Consider the following 18,782-nt stretch of genomic DNA (forward strand, 5'->3'; position numbering starts at 1 on the left):
AAGTAACCCCTGTCATCGCCACGCGTGGCAGATCCGCCTTGCGGTACGGTCTGAGTTGCGTCAGGAGTGTGGCGGTCATCTTGGTCACCGCAGCCGGGAATGGAACGATCTCGAGGCGTTGGCTGTCAGGCACAGAGCGCACCGGGGTACAAGGGTGGTCGGCGGTTTTTACGTTTTGGCGAGCTTCTAATGGGACGTGGTCGTGATTTCCGGGAGCCGCGCCGTCGCGGCTTCGACGAGGGTGGTGGTAGCGAGCCGCGGTGGCCTGACCAGGCGCCGCAGGGCAGCAGCTACGGCGGTGGCTATGGTGGCGGTGGCGGCGGCTACGGTGGCGGCGGCGGTGGTGGTTACGGCGGCGGCGGCTTCGGCGGCGGCGGCGGTGGCTTCGACCGCGGTGGCCCGCGTAGCGCTGCCCCTTCCGGGCCGGAGCGTGACGCGACGGTCAAGTGGTTCAACAAGGAGAAGGGCTTCGGCTTCGTCGAGCTGGGCGACGGCTCGGGCGATGCCTTCCTCCACATCCGCGCCGTCGAGGCGGCCGGCCACGCCGATCTGATGCCGGGCACCCGCCTCAGCGTCCAGACCGCGCAGGGCCAGAAGGGCCCGCAGGTGACCAACATCACCAGCGTGGACACCAGCACGGCCGAGGCTCCGGTCCGTCGCGATCCCCGTCCCCCGCGTGCCGGCGGCTTCGGCGGCGGCGGCTACGGCGACCGTCCCGAGCGTGGTGCCGGCGGCGGTGGCCGCTTCGCCTCCGGTCCGTCGACCGAGATGAGCGGCACCGTGAAGTGGTACGACCCCGCCAAGGGCTTCGGCTTCGTGTCGGTGAATGACGGCGGCAAGGATGTCTTCATCCACCGCTCGGCTCTCGCCCGCGCCGGCCTCGAGTCCCTCGCCGAAGGCCAGCCCGTCACCATGGGCGTGGTCGAGGGCATGAAGGGCCGCGAGGCTCAGAGCATCAGCGTCGACTGAGCTACGGTGCATCGTCGCCCGAGCAATCGATCGACACGGATGGAGCGGTGGCCCTCGGCCACCGCTCCTTTCCGTTTGTGCGCCATCCTGCTGGGTCTCGTTCTGGCGGGCATACTCTGCGGCCCGGCCGCCGCGGAGGACTTCACCGGCTTCTATGCCGGGGTCAATGCCGGCTACGGTTGGGGCCAGGAGAGCCAGGACGGTGTGCATGGGCGCGCGAAGCCCGGCGCCGCGACGTCCCCGCCCGCCTGGAACAGGCCGCAGAAGGCCGACGGCCTGCCGCCAAGCGCCGCCCGGGCTGCGGACCGAAACCCGGCCCTGTCCGGCCGGGGCGGGGTGCGCTGACCCTGGAAACAACGGGGACAGGCGGTAGGCGCGGCATTGCTGCGGCAAGCCTGTGCGTGCGGAACCGCCGCGCTTGTGGCATGGTGCGGTTCGAACCCAACCGGGCTCGGGACCCCTTCACCATGACCACCGTTCACGACGTCACCCCGGACCAGCTGCGCGGGCTGGAAGCCGCCGGCGAGGCTGCGCTCAATGCCGCCCTCGGCCGCCTCCCGGCCCAGGAGCGCGAGGCCTACTGGGCCTCGGTGCGCCGGGCCTACAACGCGCCCTACAACGATGCCGTGAAGAAGCCGCGGCCGGGCGCTGCGGCGCAGACGCGGGCGGTCTGAGGGGACACATCGACCGGGGGCATGGCCCGCGCCGGTCGTGCGCGAGAACCCTCCCCCCTCTGCGGGCTATCGCATTCACACTTCTCGGTTTGAGCGCTGCCCCGTTAGTGGTAGCGCGCCCCCTCCCCACAACTTGCAGCGATACCGGGCAAGCCCGGGATCGCCTGGGGAGGGGAAACCGCGCGCGTTTACAGAGGGTTAGCTCTTAGAGGAGAAGTGTGAATCCGCTAGCCTCTGCGGGGGAGGGTGCCCCACGGAGTGGGGCGGGAGAGGGGCAGCGCGACGCTGATCCAGAGAGCGCTCTTCATGAAGGGCTCGACATTTCCGGAAGCGGCGTCCCCTCTCCCGGCTCACTTCGTTCGCCACCCTCCCCCGCAGAGGGGGGAGGGTTCACCGTTGTGCCTTTCATGGAAGAGGCGAGCCTCACCCCTCCCTTACTTGGCTCGACTTATTTCGCCTTCTTGGCTCGCTCGATCCCCTCGAGGATCAGGCGCTGCGCCTCGGCCTTGTCGCCCCAGCGCACGATCTTCACCCACTTGCCGGGCTCGAGATCCTTGTAGTGCTCGAAGAAGTGCTGGATCTGGTGAATCGTGATGTCGGGCAGGTCGGTGTAGTTCTCGATCCGGTCGTAGCGCTTGGTCAGGTTGCGCGACGGGACCGCGATGATCTTCTCGTCCTCGCCGGCATTGTCCTCCATCACCAGCACGCCGACCGGGCGCACGCTCATCACGGCGCCGGGGATGATCGCCCGGGTGTTGGCGACGAGCACGTCGCACGGGTCGCCGTCGCCCGACAGGGTGTGGGGAATGAAGCCGTAATTCCCCGGATAATGCATCGCGGTGTAGAGGAACCGGTCGACGATCAGCGTCCCGGCATCCTTGTCCATCTCGTACTTGATCGGCTCGCCGCCGACCGGAACCTCGATGACGACGTTGACGTCTTCGGGCGGATTCTTGCCGATGGAGATGGCATCGAGGCGCATGAGCAGACTCCCTGCAAGGGCGGATGCGCCCCTGAATGGCGCGGTCCTTAGAGGGCCGCGGGCGCCCGCACAAGCGCCGGGACGCAACGGTGGCCGCGACAGTCGAGGACAAGTTCCGCTGCGGCCGGGGCGATCGTGAAAACCGGCCGCGCCGGATCTGTTGCTGCGGATGAGTGCCGATTGTGCAGATCTGCAATCCCACGTGATCAACAGACAGGCAGGGAGCCGGGGCGGCCCCCGCCGCCCTGCCGCGTCAGCCGAACAGGTAGGCGACCTTGTGCAACTCGGCCCCGGCGATGCGGTCGCAGGATTCGGCCACCACGCGCCCACCCATCCGCTCGTAGAAGTCCCGCGCCCGGTCGTTCTCGGTGAGCGACCACACGGCGATCCGGCGCACGTCCCGGTCGGTGAGGTCGTTGCGCACCGCCCGGAACAGCCGGGTGCCGTAGCCGAGGCCCTGGTAGGTCGGCGTGAGGTAGATCTCGTCGATCTCGCCCTCGGCTTTGAGGGAGCGGTCGCGGCAGCGGCCGTAGGAGACGTAGCCGATGAGGTTCTCGCCCAGCTCGAGCACCACCAACGGCCGGTTGCGGCCGATGGTGGAGCGCCACCAGCGAGGGCCCCGGCGAGCCAGCATCCGGTCGAGGGCGACCCCCGGGATGATGCCCTGATAGGCTTCGCGCCAGGCGGCGTCGAAGATCTCCGACAGCATCCCGGCATCCTGGTTCCGGGCCCGGCGAATGCTGACGACCTGAGTGCTCACGGCCTTCCCCCTCGATTGTTAGCCGACGGATCGCGTCCCCACGATGCGGGGGAGACGTCGCAAGCGCAATGCCAGGCTTCGGTGCCGGCTCACCGACGGCGGCATCGTTGCGGCCGGGTCACGCGGCTGCTAGAGCGGCATGCTGCCCGCTCCGGCGAATCGCTGATTTTCCCTTAAAGCCAGGCGCCTGCCCCTTCGTGCTCAACCGCTTCCTCCCGCCCGAGACCCGCTACGCCCGCCGCATGGCCCGCATCGCCCGCTGGGAGCAGCCGATCGCCGGCCCGGGCGGGCGCCTGCGCGCCTGGGCCAACATGCTGCTGATCGACCACGGCGTGATCCGCCTGGCCTATCTCAACCGCCACAGGATCGGGCGCGGGATGGTCTGGCGCTCGGCCCAGCCGGCGCCGCACGACCTCGCCTGGTTCCGGCGCCAGGGCGTGCGCACGATCATCTCACTGCGCGGCGGGCGCGAGCACGGCTCCTGGCAGCTCCAGCGCGAGGCCTGCGAGCGCGAGGGGCTGCAGCTCGTCGAGTTCGTGATGCGCTCACGCGAGGCGCCCGACAAGGCGACGCTGCTGGCCGCCAGGGACTTCTTCGCCGGCCTCGCCTATCCGGCGGTTCTGCACTGCAAGTCCGGCGCCGACCGGGCGGGGCTGGCCGCCGCCCTCTACCTGATCCTGCACGAGGGCCGGCCGGTGCGCGAGGCGGCGCGCCAGCTCTCGGCGAGGTTCGGCCATTTCCGCTTCGCCAAGACCGGCATCCTCGATGCGTTCTTCGAGCGCTACCTGACCGAGGGCGAGCCGAAGGGCCTGAGCTTTCTCGACTGGGTCGAGCACGTCTACGATCCGGAGGCCCTCAGGCGCGACTTCCGCACCGGCCTGTGGTCGGACCTGCTGGTCGACCGGCTGCTGCGGCGGGAGTGACCCTCCCGTCAGGTTCGGCCCGGAAGCGTCACCCCGCGCCCTGCACGATCACCCCGTACCAGCCGAGGCCCCGGTAGGTCTCGTAGCCGGGCGTGCGGTGATAGGCGACGAGGCCCTTGCCGCTCCGGCCCGGCACGACGCCGCTCGCCGAATCGTCGCGGTCGAAGCGCAGGCGCTCGCTCAGGATGCCGATGCCGTCGCTCGCGGCGATCACCCGCTGCCCGGCATCGACGAGCAGCACCCGCGTGCGGGCCCGGTCCTCGGGTGCGACCCGTACGCCCTCGACGATCGCCCGCGCCTGCGGCTCCCAGTCGAAATGGATCGCCAGCACGCCGAGGGGGCCGCCTGAGGCCTCGCCGTCCCGGCGCACGCTGGCGCAGTAGGTCGCCACCTGCGCGCCGCCGAGGCGGGGTTCCGCCCGGATGTCGGCCGCGACGTACTCGTCGCCCGAGGCGAGGGCGGCGGCCTGCCGGAACCAGGGCTCCTGCGCCACGCTCTGGCCGCGCAGGCCGGGGAAGCGGTCGGGCCGTCCGGTGGCGAGGATGCGGCCGTCGAGGTCGCACAGCCAGAGATCGAGATAGACCGTGTAGGCCGACAGGATGACGCCGAGGCGCTTCTCGGCGTAAGCCGCCGTCGCCGGCTCCGGGTCCGCCGCGCAGGCCACCAAAGCCGCGTCGGTCGCCCACCAGCGCACGTCGCAGGTCCGCTCGTAGAGATTGCGGTCGATCAGCTCCACCGCGTTGAGGGCGAGGTCGACCAGGCGCTCGCCCTGGGCCCGGGTCACCAGCCGGGAGACCTGGTCCTGCAGCCCGACGATCCGTCCGTCGACATCGGCCTCCAGCTCCCGGGCGAGGCCGGCGATCGCCTCGCCCACGGCCCCGACCTCGTTGGCCACTACCGTGAAGCCGCGCCCGTGCTCGCCGACCCGGCTGCTCTCGATGCGGGCGTTGAGGGCCAGCATCTTCACTTGGCTGGTGATCCGGCGGATGCGCTGGGTCTTGTCGTGCGCGGCCTGGCGCAGGGTCGTCGCCGCGGCGGCGATGTCAGACAGGGCGCAACCGCCCTCCGCCCGATCGTCGCCCAGCCTTCGGGCCTGGTTCGTCACACCGCATCTCCTCGTCCGGGTCGTGCCCCGGAGGCCGGATGCGAGTGTCGAATGCCGATGCTTAAGGAATTGCGTCCCAAGGCGAGGTCTAGGCCGTCTGATCGCCCAGTCCCGCCGCGGGCTTCACTCCCCCAATCGGGACTTGCAAGGTCGTCACGCCACCCTGCCGAAGGTGAGCCGTCGTCCTTCCCCAATGGAACCGGAAGGACCGGCGCGCGCCTCAACCCTGGCGGGCCGGCGTGGTGACGGTGAGGCCGTCGAGCTCGGGCTTGAGCCGGATCTGGCACGACAGGCGCGAGCTCGGCCGCACGTCCGAGGCGAAGTCGAGCATGTCCTGCTCCATCGGCTCGGCCGGGCCGACCGCCTCCGCCCAGTCCTCGCCGACATAGACGTGGCAGGTCGCGCAGGCGCAGGCGCCGCCGCATTCCGCGTCGATGCCCGGGACGTTGTTGCGGATCGCGGTCTCCATCACGGTCGAGCCGACCTCGCCCTTCACGGTGCGCGGCGTACCGGCGGCATCGACATAGGTGATCTGGACCATCTGGGACTCCGGAAGCCTCGAGCGCGGCCGCAAATCGGACTTTGAGGGACGCGGCGCGGTCTGATTGGCGGCTGCCGCCCCGGAATGCAAGCGCGCCGTGCGTCGCGCGGCACAGCCGCCGCAGCAGGCCGCGCGGGCCCGGCTCCAAGCAGCCTTGCGTCGGCAGGCCAACGCTTCGTCCGCTTGGATCCTTGCTTTGTCGCAGATTTTTTCCGCAGAACCGGCGGCCACTCTTGCGAAATCTGCTTACAGGAGCGCCAGGGTCTCGCGAACGGCCTGCGCCAGAGCCGGTTCCAGGCTGCGCGCCGTCCCTCCCTCGCCGGTCCGCAGGGCCGCTTCGAGCTGCCCGGCCAGGGCCGCGACGCGGGCGGCCCCGACTCCGAGGGCCGAGCCCTTGAGGGTATGGGCAAGGTCCGCTCTGGTCCCGGGCGCCAGGTCCGGATCGGCGAGCTTAGGCGTCAGCCGCTCGCATTGCTCCGAAAACAGCCCCAGCACCTCGCGGGCGAGGTCGGCATCGCCGAAGGTCTGCCGGTCGAGGTGCGCGCGGTCGAGAAGTGTCTCCATCGGGGTCTCTCGCGGTGGGCCGGCATGCGGTCTCTGGCGAGCCCCAGATCCCCCGGGCCTGAGCCGGACGCAAGGTCTGGGGGCCCCACGGCCGGGGGCGGGAGAGGTTCCGGCGCGTCCGGTGGAGCGCTGTCCACAGCGTGCTCACGGTCGGAGCCGTCCCGCCGCCCGGTCGGCAAAACCGAGACTCTGCGGCAGGATAGCGGCATCGGGCGCGGTGCGCCGGACACATGGTAACCATTCCGTTAAGCTTTTTGGGAGGGTTGGCGCGGTCCGGGTATCCGTCTGGTACTCCTTGCGTCTAAGGTTCTCGTGGTAAACCGCTGAGATCGCGTCGGCTGGCGGCACGGCGCGGGTTTCGCGGGATCTTCGGGGATGATGCGGCGCGGCGGCCCTCGCGGGCTGCCCGGCGGCGTTCACGGCGTAACGGGGCGTTCGATGGCGACGGAAAAGAAGCTCAAGGATCCGGCGGAAGCGGCGCTGTCGGCGATTGAGCAGGCCCTGAACCTGGACCATCCGGCAGGACCGGATCCCCGCTCGCCCGACGCCCGATCGACGGATCCCCTCGACGGCAGCCGGGTCGAGCCCCGCCTGCCCGACATCCACGATGCCGACCCCCTGTCCGACCCGTTGGCGAATGGCGGCCTCGTGCGCGAGCCCGGCTTCGACGGCAGCCCCCTGCCCGGCTCCCGCGACGGCCGTCGCGAGGGCGGTCTCGTGCGCGAGGGAGGGCTCCTGCCGCCCGACCGCTCCCTCGTCGCCAACGACGACCGCCGCAGCGTCGGGGCCCTGCAGCAGACCCTGCGCATCGAGCCGTCGCGCACGCCCTATGTCGTCGCGGGTCTCGCCGCCCTCGTGTGGCTCGCCGGCTTCACGGTGCTCGCCTGGATCCAGTCCGGCGGCGACCTGCGGGGCTTTGCCGCCGGTCTCGGCGGCCTCCAGGGCGCGGTCGGCGCGGCGGCCGTGCTCGCCCCCGTGATGCTGTTCTTCATCGCCGCCATGCTGGCGGTGCGGGCCCAGGAGATGCGCCACGTCGCCCGCGCGGTCGGCGAGGTGGCGATCCGGCTCGCCGAGCCCGAGGGTTTTTCCACCGACGCGGTCCTGACCATGTCGCAGGCGGTCCGCCGCGAGGTCGCGGCGGTCGGCGATGGCGTCGAGCGGGCGCTCGCCCGCGCCGGCGAGCTCGAGACCCTGGTGCGCGGCGAGATCTCGACCCTGGAGCGTGCCTATTCGGACAACGAAATCCGCATCCGCTCCCTCGTCGAGGAGCTGGTGGTGCAGCGCGAAACGATCGTCGCCAATGCCGAGCGGGTGCGTGGCGCGATCCAGGGCTCGCACCAGACCCTGACCCAGGAGCTCGACACCGCGGCCGAGCGCATCGTCACGGCGGTCGACGGGGCCGGCGAGCGGGTCACCGCGGCGCTCGGCGCCCGCGGCGAGGCGATCACGGCGGCTCTCGGCGACCGCGGCGAGGCCGTGACCCTGGCGCTCGCCGCCGCCGGCGACCGGGTGGTCGAGGCGGTGGCCGGCCGCGGCGACGACCTGGTCCAGCGCCTCGTCGCCACCAGCGACGGCGTGAAGGCCGATCTCGGCACCGTCGGCGATTCCTTAAGCCGGGCGCTGGAGACCCGTGCCGTCGAGGTCACGGAGGCGTTCGAGCGCACCGGCGGCCTCCTCACCCGGACGCTCGCCGAGAATGCCGGCACCGTCGCCCGCACCCTGGCGGAGACCGGCGCCGAGGTGATCGAGGCCCTCAACCGCGAGGGTGCGCAAGTCCGCGACACCTTCGAGCGCTCGGCGCAGGGGCTGGAGGAGCGCTTCCTCGCCCGCGGCACCGACCTCACCGAGCGTTTCGCCGAGACCGGCAGCGCCATCACCGAGCGCTTCGCCGCCTCCGGCAGCGCCATCGCGGCCCATATCTCGGATCGCGGCATCGCGCTCCGCGAGGAGATCGAGGAGGCCGGCAACGGCGTCGCCGTGGCGATCGAGACCCGCGCGGCGGCGGCCGAGGCCGGGCTCGCCCGCGCCAGCGACGGCGTCATCACGGCCTTCGGCGACCGCGCGACGAAGGTGCGCGACGACCTCTCGACGCTGGTCGAGGACGCCGCCCAGGCGCTCGGCGTGCGCGGCGCCGACCTCGCGTCCCGCCTCGAGGAGACGATCGGGCGCGTCGAGGAGGTGCTGGTCGGCCACGGCGGCAGCCTGGAGCGCAGCCTGGACCAGACCGGCGAGCGCGTCGCCGCCCTGGTGGCCGAACGCACCGGCGAGGCCGAGGGCCGGATCGGCCAGGCGCTCGGTGCGCTGGCCGCCGCGTTCGAGACTCGCAGCCGCGACCTGGCCGAGGGCCTCGACCGGCGCACCCAGGAGACGCAGGCCGCGCTGGCGCTCGCCGCCGACACCCTGCAGGGCGGCTTCGAGGCCCGCACCGCCGGCGCCGGCGAGGCCCTGCGCCGCACCGCGGACGAGATCGGCGCCGATCTCGACGCCCGTGCCGCCGCCCTCGCCGACCGCTTCCGCGAGGCCGCCGAGGCCGCGACCGGCCATGTCGGCGCGCAGGCCGAGAATGCGGCCGCGTCCTTCGCCCGCGCCGCCGACGAGGCCGGCCGCAGCGTCGCGACCCGCGCCCTCTCCCTCGACGAGAGCCTGCGCGGCACGATCGAGCACCTGAGCCGCCAGGCCGAGGACGTCACCGCCGCCCTCGCGCTCGCCGCCGAGAGCGCCACCGGCGCCCTCGATGGGCGCACGGCGTCGGCCGCCGCGGCCTTCGTGGCCGCCGCCGAGGAGGCGAGCCGCCTGATCGGCGAGCGCACTGAGACCGCCGACGCCGCCCTGCGGACCGCACTTGCCGGCCTCGCCGAGCGGGCCGAGGCGGCGGCCGCCGCCCTGACCTCGTCGGCCGACACGGTCGGCGACGCGCTCCAGGGCCGTTCGGCGGAGGCCGCCGAGATCATGCGCCGGGCTGCCGAGCAGGCGACCGGGGCACTGGGGACCCGCACGGTCGAGGTGGCGCACATCTTCCGGCGCACCCTGGAGACCACCGGCGCCGAGCTCGATGCCCGCAGCCAGGCCGCGGCCGAGCTGTTCCGGCAGGCCGCCACCGCGACGACCGGCGAACTGGGGGCTCGTGCCGAGGAGGCCGCCGAGGTCCTGCGCCGGGCCGCCGAGACGGCGACCGGTGCGGTCGAGTCCCGCACGGCCGAGAGCGTCGAGGCGTTCCGCCAGGGCGCCGAGGAGGCGTCGGGTGCGCTGCAGGCGCGTCTCGCGGACGCCGCATCGTCCTTCGCCCGGGTGGCGGAGGAAGCCGCGCAGGTGATCGGTCTGCGGGCCGGCGAGGCCGATACGGCGCTGCACGGGGCCGTGGTGGGTCTGGCGGGCCGGGCCGAGGAAGCGGCGCTGGCGATCGGCCGCGCCGCCGAGACGGCGACCGGTGCCCTCGACGCGCGGACGCTGGCGGCGGCGAGTGCCTTCGCGCAGGCCGCGGAAGCGGCCGGCCATCTGGTGGCCGAGCGCGCGAGCCTGGCCGATGCGACCCTGCGGGGTGCCGTCGACGGCCTGGTCGAGCGGGCCGAGGAGGTCGCCTCGGCGATCGCCGCGGCCGCCGAGCAGGCGACCGGTCACTTCGATGCCCGCACGCTGGCAGCGGCCTCGGCCTTCGCCCGCGCGGCGGAAGACGCCGGCCGCCTGGTGGCCGAGCGCACTGAGACCACCGACGCGACCCTGCGCGGCACGGTCGAGCACCTCACGCGCCAGGCCGAGGATGTCGCCGCGGCGCTCGCGCTCGCGGCCGAGACCGCCACCGGAGCCCTCGACGGGCGCACGGCGTCGGCCGCCGCCGCCTTCGTGGCCGCCGCCGAGGAGGCGAGCCGCCTGATCGGCGAGCGCACCGAGACCGCCGATGCCTCGCTGCGGACCGCTTTGGCCGGCCTCGCCGAGCGGGCCGAGGCGGCGGCTGCCGCCCTCACCTCGTCGGCCGACACGGTCGGCGACGCGCTCCAGGGTCGTTCGACGGAAGCCGCCGAGATCATGCGCCGGGCCGCCGAGCAGGCGACGGGCGCGCTCGGCACCCGCACGGTCGAGGTGGCGCACATCTTCCGGCGCACCCTGGAGACCACCGGCGCCGAGCTCGATGCCCGCAGCCAGGCTGCGGCCGAGCTGTTCCGGCAGGCCGCCACTGCGACGACCGGGGAGCTGGGGGCTCGTGCCGAGGAGGCCGCCGAGGTCCTGCGCCGGGCCGCCGAGACGGCGACCGGTGCGGTCGGTGCGCGCACGGCCGAGAGCGTCGAGGCGTTCCGCCAGGGCGCCGAGGAGGCGTCGGGTGCGCTGCAGGCGCGTCTCGCGGAAGCCGCGTCGTCCTTCGCCCGGGTGGCGGAGGAAGCCGCGCAGGTGATCGGTCTGCGGGCCGGCGAGGCCGATACGGCGCTGCACGGGGCCGTGGTGGGTCTGGCGGGCCGGGCCGAGGAAGCGGCGCTGGCGATCGGCCGCGCCGCCGAGACGGCGACCGGTGCCCTCGACGCGCGGACGCTGGCGGCGGCGAGTGCCTTCGCGCAGGCCGCGGAAGCGGCCGGCCATCTGGTGGCCGAGCGCGCGAGCCTGGCCGATGCGACCCTGCGGGGTGCCGTCGACGGCCTGGTCGAGCGGGCCGAGGAGGTCGCCTCGGCGATCGCCGCGGCCGCCGAGCAGGCGACCGGTCACTTCGATGCCCGCACCCTGGCGGCGGCCTCGGCCTTCGCCCGCGCCGCGGAAGACGCCGGCCGCCTGGTGGCCGAGCGCACTGAGACCACCGACGCGACCCTGCGCGGCACGGTCGAGCACCTGACGCGCCAGGCCGAGGATGTCGCTGCGGCGCTCGCGCTCGCCGCCGAGAGCGCCACCGGAGCCCTCGACGGGCGCACGGCGTCGGCCGCCGCCGCCTTCGTGGCCGCCGCCGAGGAGGCGAGCCGCCTGATCGGCGAGCGCACCGAGACCGCCGACGCCTCGCTGCGGACCGCGCTGGCGGGTCTTGCCGAACGCGCCGAGGCGGCGGCTGCCGCCCTCACCTTGTCGGCCGACACGGTCGGCGACGCGCTCCAGGGTCGTTCGACGGAGGCCGCGGAGATCATGCGCCGGGCTGCCGAGCAGGCGACCGGGGCACTGGGGACCCGCACGGTCGAGGTGGCGCACATCTTCCGGCGCACCCTGGAGACCACCGGCGCCGAGCTCGATGCCCGCAGCCAGGCCGCGGCCGAGCTGTTCCGGCAGGCCGCCACCGCGACGACCGGCGAACTGGGGGCTCGTGCCGAGGAGGCCGCCGAGGTCCTGCGCCGGGCCGCCGAGACGGCGACCGGTGCGGTCGAGTCCCGCACGGCCGAGAGCGTCGAGGCGTTCCGCCAGGGCGCCGAGGAGGCGTCGGGTGCGCTGCAGGCGCGTCTCGCCGAGGCCGCATCGTCCTTCGCCCGGGTGGCGGAGGAAGCCGCGCAGGTGATCGGCATGCGGGCCGGCGAGGCCGATACGGCGCTGCACGGGGCCGTGGTGGGTCTGGCGGGCCGGGCCGAGGAAGCCGCTCTCGCGATCGGCCGCGCGGCCGAGACGGCGACCGGCGCCCTCGACGCGCGGACGCTCGCGGCAGCCTCGGCCTTCGCGCAAGCCGCGGATGCGGCCGGACGCCTGTTCGGCGACCGGGCGAAGGCCGTCGACTCCGCCCTGCGCGACGCCGTGGACGGCCTGGCCGCGCGCGCCGAGGAGATCGCCTCCGCGATCACTGCTGCGGCCGAGCAGGCGACCGGGCAGGTCGATGCCCGCACGCTGGCGGCGGCGTCCGCCTTCGCCCGCGCCGCGGAAGAGGCCGGCCGCCTGGTGGCCGACCGTACGCAGGCCACCGACGCCACCCTGCGCGGCGCCGTCGAGCACCTGACGCGCCAGGCCGAGGACGTGTCCGCGGCCCTGGCGCTCGCGGCGGAAGCCGCCACCGGCGCCCTCGACACCCGCCTCGCCGAGGTCGGCTCGGCCTTCGAGGACAATGGCCGCGCGCTGACCGACATGATCGGCCGGCACGCCGAGGAGACGCAGACCCGCCTCACTGCTGCCGGCCGCGACATCGTCGCGGCGGTGGCGAGCCAGGGCGCCCGGGTCAACGACGCCCTCGACAAGACCGGCACGGCGCTCGCCAGCGCCGCCGAGAACGGCGGCCGCGCCATCGACGAGGTGCTGACCAACCGCCTCGCGGCGCTCCAGGACGCGATCGCCCGCGGCGACATCCTGGCCGACCGCATCTCGCGCGACACCCACGACCTCACCGCGAGCGTCTCCGGGCGCCTCGAGGAGATGGACCGCCTGATCACGGTCCAGGGCCGCGCCGTGGCCGAGACCATCGCCGAGCGTACCCGCGAGGCCCGGGAGGCCGTCGAGGCCCAGCTCGGCGCGCTCGAGGACCGCTCCGCCAAGCGCACCGCCGAGATCGGCGCCACCTTCAGCACCATGGTGGCCCATGTCGACCAGCATATCGGCGCCCGCGCCACGGCGCTGAACGAGGCCCTGATCGTCAGGGCCGGCGAGATGGCCCGGGTGATGGCCGAGGGCGGCCGCGAGGTCGCCCAGGCCCTCGACGGCCGCGCCGACGAGCTCGCCCGCGCCATCACCGCCCGCAGCCAGGCGATGAGCGACACCCTGACCGCCCGCGTCGGCGAGATCGGCGACGAGCTCGGCCGCCGCACCGAGGAGCTGACCCGCTCCCTCGATGCCGGCGCCGCCCGCTTCGACGAGCGGGTCATCGCCCGCCTCGAAGGCCTGGCCCAGGCCCTCGACGAGCGCGGCCGCGTCGTGGAGGAGACCTTCGGCGTCAAGGCCGAGGAGGCCCTGAGCCTGATCGAGAGCCGCACCCGCCGCCTCGACGACGAGCTGGGCGCCCGCACCCGCGAGCTGGTCACCTTCGTGGAGAACCACAGCGGCGAGGCGAGCCGCGACCTCGCCCAGCGGGCCGAGGCGATCCGCACCGCCTTCGAGGGCCGCAGCGAGAGCCTGGCCCGCCTCGTCGACGAGCGCACCGCGGCGCTGGCGCAGGAGATCGACGCCCGCGGCCAGGCGGTGGTCGGCGCGCTCGCCGGCCGCATCACCGAGCTGGCGCGGCTGTTCGACCGCGGCGGCAACGCGCTCTCCGACCTCATCGGCCAGCGCGGCGAGACCCTGCTCGGCCGGCTGCGCGAGACCATCGAGGAGGCCGACCGGGTGCTCGACGAGGGCTCGGGCCGGCTCGGCACCGCCCTGGGCGACCGCGGTACGGCGCTCGCCGCCCTGCTCGACGAGCAGGCCGCCTCCCTGCGCGGCCTCCTCGACGGCCAGTCCTCCGCGATGCAGGCCGGCCTCGACGACCGGATCCGTGCCCTGCACGACGCGCTGGAGCAGCGCTCGGTCGCGGTGCGCAACCTCCTCGACGACCAGGCCGGCGCCCTCGGGGCCGTGCTGGACGATCGGGTCGGCACCCTGCGCGGCGTGATCGCCGAGGGCGGCGACGTGCTGGCCGCTACCCTGGAGGAGCGGGTCGGCCGCGCGGTCGGCACCCTCGATGCCCGCACCCGCGACCTGTCGGGCCTGTTCGACGACCGCCTCGCCGCCCTCGACCACCTGGTCGAGAGCCGCGGCGCGGCCTTCGCCGAGGCGGTGGAGGCCCGCGCCCAGGCGCTCGCCGGGATGCTCGATGCCCGCACCGAGGCCTTCGCCCGGGCGGCGCAGACCGGCGGCACCCAGCTGTCGGGCCGCGTCGACGCGGCGCTCCGCGACCTCGACGGCCTGATCGAGGCCCGGTCGCAGGCGCTCGAGACCAGTCTCGACCGGCGCGGCGAGGCCCTGGCGGGCCTGATCGCGGCCAGGAGCGAGGAGGCCGCCGGCCTGCTCGAATCCCGCGTCGCGACCCTCGGCGACGCCGTGTCGCGCAGCGCCCAGGCCGTCTCCGGCCTCCTCTCCGAGCGCCAGGCCGGCCTCGGCGACGCCCTCGACGGGCAGCGGACGGCGCTCGCCCAGACCCTCGACCATCGCGTCGAGGCCCTGGCGGCCCTGCTGCGCGAGCGCGAAGAAGCCATCGCCGGCACGATCGAGCAGGGCGGCGGCAACCTGGTGCGGCTGATCGACGGCCGCCAGCGGGCGCTCGCCGAGCTGACGGGCGCCGGCGACGTGCTCGCCCGCCGGGTGCAGGAGCGCATCGACGTGCTGGCCACGACGATCCGCAGCGGCGGCGACGCGCTGGCCGGCCTGCTCGACTCGCGCAACAGCGACCTCGCCGAGACCTTCGACGACCGCGGTGCGGCGCTCACCGCCCTGCTCGATGCCCGCGTGGCCGAGCTGTCCGGCGCCCTGGAGCGCAGCCGCGCCGCCCTCGACGCGGTGCTCGGCGGGCAGGTCGAGGTCATGGCCCGGACGCTCGACGGCGGCGGCGCGGCCCTGGCCGAGCGGCTGCGGGCGAGCGTCGAGGCCCTCGGCGGCACCGTCGAGGAGCGGACCGCGGCCTTCGGGATGCTGGTCGACGCCAAGGCGGCGGAGCTGGCGGCCCTGATGCAGGCCCGCACCGAGGCCCTGTCGGGCAGCGTCGACGAGCGCTCCGCCGCCTTCACGGCCCGGATCGACGGCCGGATGCGCGCCTTCGCGGCCCTGGTGGCGGCCCGCGGCGAGGCCCTGGCCGACGCCTTCGACGACCGCAGCGACGCCTATGCGGCCCTCGTCGATGCCCGCACGGCGGCGCTCACCGCCGCCCTCGACGAGCGGGTGGCGAGCCTGCACGGCGCCATGGACGAGCGTTCCGCGGCCCTCGCAGCGGCGGTGGACGAGCGCAGCGCCCAGCTCAGCTCCGGCTTCGACCGCCGGGCGGCGGCCTTCGCGGCCCTGATCGACCAGCGCAGCACCACCCTCACCCGGGCGCTCGCCGAGACCGCCCGTGACCTGACCCAGACCATCGACGGGCGCGGCAACGAGCTGAATCGCGGCCTCGCCGAGCGGGTCGAGGCCCTGCGCCAGATCGTCGACGAGCGCGGCGGCGCCCTCGGGCAGAAGCTCGACGCGACCACCGCCTCGCTGCAGCGGACCATCGACCAGCGCGGTGGCGCCCTGGTGGCGGCGCTCGCGGCGAGCGGCGAGACGGTCGAGGGGCTCGACCGGCAGGTGGCGCAACTGCGCGACCTCGTCGAGGGCCCCGGCAGCGAGCTGGTGAGCGTGCTGGCCCAGCGCAGCGAGGCGCTGGAGCGGGCGGTGACCGAGGGGATGGGCGGCGCCGTGGCGGCGCTCGGCGAACGTGCCGAGACGCTGGCGGCCCTGTCCTCCGAGGCGGCCGAGACCCTGCGCCGGGCGGCCGACCAGGGCGCGGCCCGGGCGGTCGAGGCCCTGACGAAGGTCAACCAGCGCGTCGGGGCGGAACTCGGCGGCCTGATCGGCCGCATCGAGGGTGCCTGCGGCGCCCTCCAGGACCTCGTCGGAAAGTCCGGCGAGAACCTGTCGGCGATCGAGGGCGGGCTGTCGGGCCGGGTCCAGGAGATCCAGTCGGCGCTCGCCGAGATCGCCACCGAGACGGGCAAGGCCTCCGACCGGGTCGCCGAGCAGGTCGGCGCGCTCCAGGGCGCGGCGACGGGAGCGTTGCGCCAGGCCTCCGGCCTCGCGGCGACGCTGGACGCCCGCGGCAAGGCGCTCACCGAGACCGCACGCCAGCATATCGGCGATCTCACGGCCGCCGCAGGTGCGCTCGAAGGCGCCGAGGGCCGGGTCAACGCCTCGCTGGGCGAGCGCAAGGCCGAGATCGACGCGCTGCTCGGCAGCATCGACGCCCGCTCGGCGGCGCTCGCCGCCGCCACGGAGGGCGTCGGCGCCCGGGTCGAGGCGACGCTCAAGACCATCGAGGCCCGCACCCAGGCGCTCGGCCGCGAGATCGAGACCAGCGCCCGCCAGGCCGGCAGCGCCGTCACGGAGGCGTTCGAGCGCCTGCGCGCCGGCACCGGCCAGGAGGGCGAGCGAGCGGCCGAGACGGTCCGCCAGGCGGTGGCCGGCGCCTCGGGCGAGATGCGCGAGGCCTTCGGCGACGCCGCCGAGCGCTTCCAGGGCACCGTGGAATCCATGCGCGGCATGGCGACCGAGATCCGCCGCACCCTGGAGGAGATCCGCGGCGACCTGCAGCGCGGCGTCGTCAGCATCCCGCAGGAGGCGCAGGACGCCACCGGCGAGATGCGCCGGGTGGTGGCCGAGCAGATCAAGGCCCTGAACGAGCTCTCGGCCCTGGTCCAGCGCTCGCCCCGCGCGGTCGACGTCGCGCAACCCCTGGCACAGCCCCGCGCCGCGGAAGCGGGCCGTCCGGCGTCCGTGGCGCAGGCGGCCCAGAAGCCGCAGGCCCCGGCGCAAGCCCAGGCCCAACCGGCCCCGACCCATGCTCCAGCCGTCAAGCCGTCGGCGCCCAAGCCTGCTGCTTCGGCGTCCGTGGCTCCGGCTCAGTCGGCCCCGGCTGTCGCTCCGGCCCAGGCTCGTCTGGTCCAGGGGCCAGCCCGTCCGGCTCAGGGAGCGGCCCACCCGGCCGCGCCACAGGCCGCGAACCGGCCCGCCGGCGAGGCTCGGCGCGACGCACCCCGTGCCGGCGCCGGGGCCGGCGGCTGGCTCTCCGACCTCCTCATCCGCGCCTCGCAGGAGGACGAGGATCAGGGGCCGGCCGCCGGCAAGGCGGTGGCCTCCAAGTCGGATCAAGGCAAGTCGGACCAAGGCAAGCCCGATACCGGCAAGGCCGGTCAGGGCAAGTCGGGCCAGGGTTCCGGCCAAGCGTCCGATGCCGACCGGGCCGGTGCGGCGGCGATCGACTCGATCTCCAGCAACATCGCCCGGATGATCGAGCACGCCGCCGCGGTGGACCTGTGGGAGCGCTATCGCCGCGGCGAGACGGACCTGTTCACCCGCCGCCTCTACACGGCGGAGGGCCAGAAGACCTTCGACGAGATCCGCCGCCGCTACCGCGCCGAGCCGGATTTCCGCCGGACCGTCGACCACTACGTGCGGGAATTCGAGCGCCTGCTCGGCGAGGTCTCCCGCGCCGACAAGGACCCGCGCCGGGCCAACGCCTATCTCACCTCGGAGAGCGGCAAGGTCTACACGATGCTGGCCCATGCCAGCGGGCGGTTCGAAGGGGCGTGAGCCTCGCCGAACACCCCACTCCGACGTGACGAAGGCCCCTCCGATCGAGCCGATCGAGAGGGGTCTTCTTCGGAGGCGACAGCTGCTCTCCGACGATCCTGGCGTGGGACGAAAGGGATCCGGCGCCTGCTCTTTTCGTGGCAGAGCTTTCACGCTGCAAAGCCGCAACATCGGCGGGGCGGACACAGGCTTCGACCATGATATCGGGGGATCGTATGCGGATTGACGGCCTCTCGGGCGATCCGGCGGCCGGCGCGGTCCTTCTCACCGCGCGGGGAGACGTCATGGGAGTTCGATCCCGCCTCCCCTCCCTGGCTCTGGCAGGCCTGCCGGTTCTCGCGGCGTGACCGGCCGCGGCGGATGGTCTCTCCTGCCCGGGTGACGGCAAGAGGGCACCGGACAGGTTGCTCTTCGGGGCCATCGCCAAGCAAAGCCGCTGCGCCTGAATCGTCCGGACGCTGGAGACGGGGGTGGGTGGGCGCATGGCGGCGTTCGAGGCAAAGGTCCCGGGCAGGGGCCTCGACGGTCCCTCGCTCCCTCACGGCATCGGGATCGATCGGAGTGTGGGACACGGATGATCCAGCCGTGACGCATGTCGATCGGTTCGGCACCATATTGCGACGACGCAGTCGTATCCATCCGTCGGAGGCCGTGGGCGTTCAGCATCGTGGCGGCCGCCCGTGCGAGGCCGTGCCACCGGGGCTTGCATCGCTGGAGTGTGGGCTGATCACACGAGATCAGGAAGATCACTTCCGGATCTCGTATCACCAGCCCGCGCGGTGAAGCCGTGGGCTTCACACACTTGAGCGAAGCCGCTTTCCGCATCGCGAAGCGATCAATCGGAAAGCGTACGACACGGCGCGCTTGATCGGGCCGTCGAACCCGGACGCCATCGCCGTGGTCCCGATTCACGCAACGAAATGTCACTCCGCCGATCGGGCGGCCCGGGATCGTGGCACGCCGCGGACCGTGAACGTCCACTCGGAACGAGAGACGATCCGGCAGGGATGCGCCGGTCACCGAAAAAGTCGCGAGACAGAACGATCCGATAGAATCGGCGCGCGGTTGACGGGCTAAGACCTAGGAACTAACCTGTGCGACGCAGGTACTATCGGGCGCTTTGACAGATCGGATGAGTGT

General features: G+C 73.8%; 10 protein-coding genes. 5 read left to right on the top strand and 5 right to left on the bottom strand.

Annotated elements, in window-relative coordinates:
* The first annotated feature begins 189 nt into the window (after positions 1-189).
* The 3 genes from HBB12_RS09015 to HBB12_RS09025 all read left to right on the top strand — a co-directional run bounded on the left by HBB12_RS09015 (position 190) and on the right by HBB12_RS09025 (position 1,643).
* Complete coding sequence (locus HBB12_RS09015; protein WP_236989037.1) at positions 190-969, top strand: cold-shock protein; 780 nt, start codon at positions 190-192, stop codon at positions 967-969.
* 39 nt (positions 970-1,008) lie between these two features.
* Positions 1,009-1,314: a hypothetical protein gene (locus tag HBB12_RS09020; protein ID WP_236989038.1), complete on the top strand. Its 306-nt coding sequence runs from the start codon at positions 1,009-1,011 to the stop codon at positions 1,312-1,314.
* 122 nt (positions 1,315-1,436) lie between these two features.
* A complete protein-coding gene (locus tag HBB12_RS09025; protein ID WP_236989039.1) occupies positions 1,437-1,643 on the top strand; it encodes a hypothetical protein in 207 nt (68 codons plus the stop codon).
* A 448-nt stretch (positions 1,644-2,091) separates the two neighbouring features.
* Here the strand turns inward: HBB12_RS09025 and ppa are convergent, their stop codons facing one another.
* Complete coding sequence (gene ppa / locus HBB12_RS09030) at positions 2,092-2,625, bottom strand: inorganic diphosphatase (protein WP_236989040.1); 534 nt, start codon at positions 2,623-2,625, stop codon at positions 2,092-2,094.
* Positions 2,626-2,878: 253 nt separating this feature from the next.
* Positions 2,879-3,385 carry a GNAT family N-acetyltransferase gene (locus HBB12_RS09035; protein ID WP_236989041.1) on the bottom strand — a complete coding sequence of 169 codons (507 nt, stop codon included), beginning with the start codon at positions 3,383-3,385 and terminating at the stop codon, positions 2,879-2,881.
* Positions 3,386-3,582: 197 nt separating this feature from the next.
* On the opposite strand from HBB12_RS09035, the gene HBB12_RS09040 reads away from it, so the two are divergent.
* On the top strand, positions 3,583-4,308 hold the full coding sequence (locus tag HBB12_RS09040; RefSeq protein ID WP_236989042.1) for a fused DSP-PTPase phosphatase/NAD kinase-like protein: 726 nt from the start codon (positions 3,583-3,585) through the stop codon (positions 4,306-4,308).
* 28 nt (positions 4,309-4,336) lie between these two features.
* On the opposite strand, the gene HBB12_RS09045 is transcribed toward HBB12_RS09040, so the two are convergent.
* From HBB12_RS09045 to HBB12_RS09055, 3 genes are all read right to left on the bottom strand, one after another.
* Positions 4,337-5,413: a methyl-accepting chemotaxis protein gene (locus HBB12_RS09045; protein ID WP_442919244.1), complete on the bottom strand. Its 1,077-nt coding sequence runs from the start codon at positions 5,411-5,413 to the stop codon at positions 4,337-4,339.
* A 220-nt stretch (positions 5,414-5,633) separates the two neighbouring features.
* Entirely contained in the window at positions 5,634-5,954 is a 321-nt protein-coding gene (locus tag HBB12_RS09050; RefSeq protein WP_093566727.1) for a 2Fe-2S iron-sulfur cluster-binding protein, read from the bottom strand.
* A gap of 246 nt (positions 5,955-6,200) precedes the next feature.
* A complete protein-coding gene (locus HBB12_RS09055) occupies positions 6,201-6,518 on the bottom strand; it encodes an Hpt domain-containing protein (protein ID WP_236989043.1) in 318 nt (105 codons plus the stop codon).
* Between the two features lie 438 nt (positions 6,519-6,956).
* Here HBB12_RS09055 and HBB12_RS09060 point away from each other — a divergent pair, with 438 nt between their 5' ends.
* Positions 6,957-17,642 carry an apolipoprotein A-IV repeat region-like domain-containing protein gene (locus HBB12_RS09060; RefSeq protein ID WP_236989044.1) on the top strand — a complete coding sequence of 3,562 codons (10,686 nt, stop codon included), beginning with the start codon at positions 6,957-6,959 and terminating at the stop codon, positions 17,640-17,642.
* Positions 17,643-18,782 lie beyond the last annotated feature (1,140 nt).

The organism is Methylobacterium sp. SyP6R, from assembly GCF_019216885.1.
In the GTDB taxonomy this organism is placed as follows: Bacteria; Pseudomonadota; Alphaproteobacteria; order Rhizobiales; family Beijerinckiaceae; genus Methylobacterium.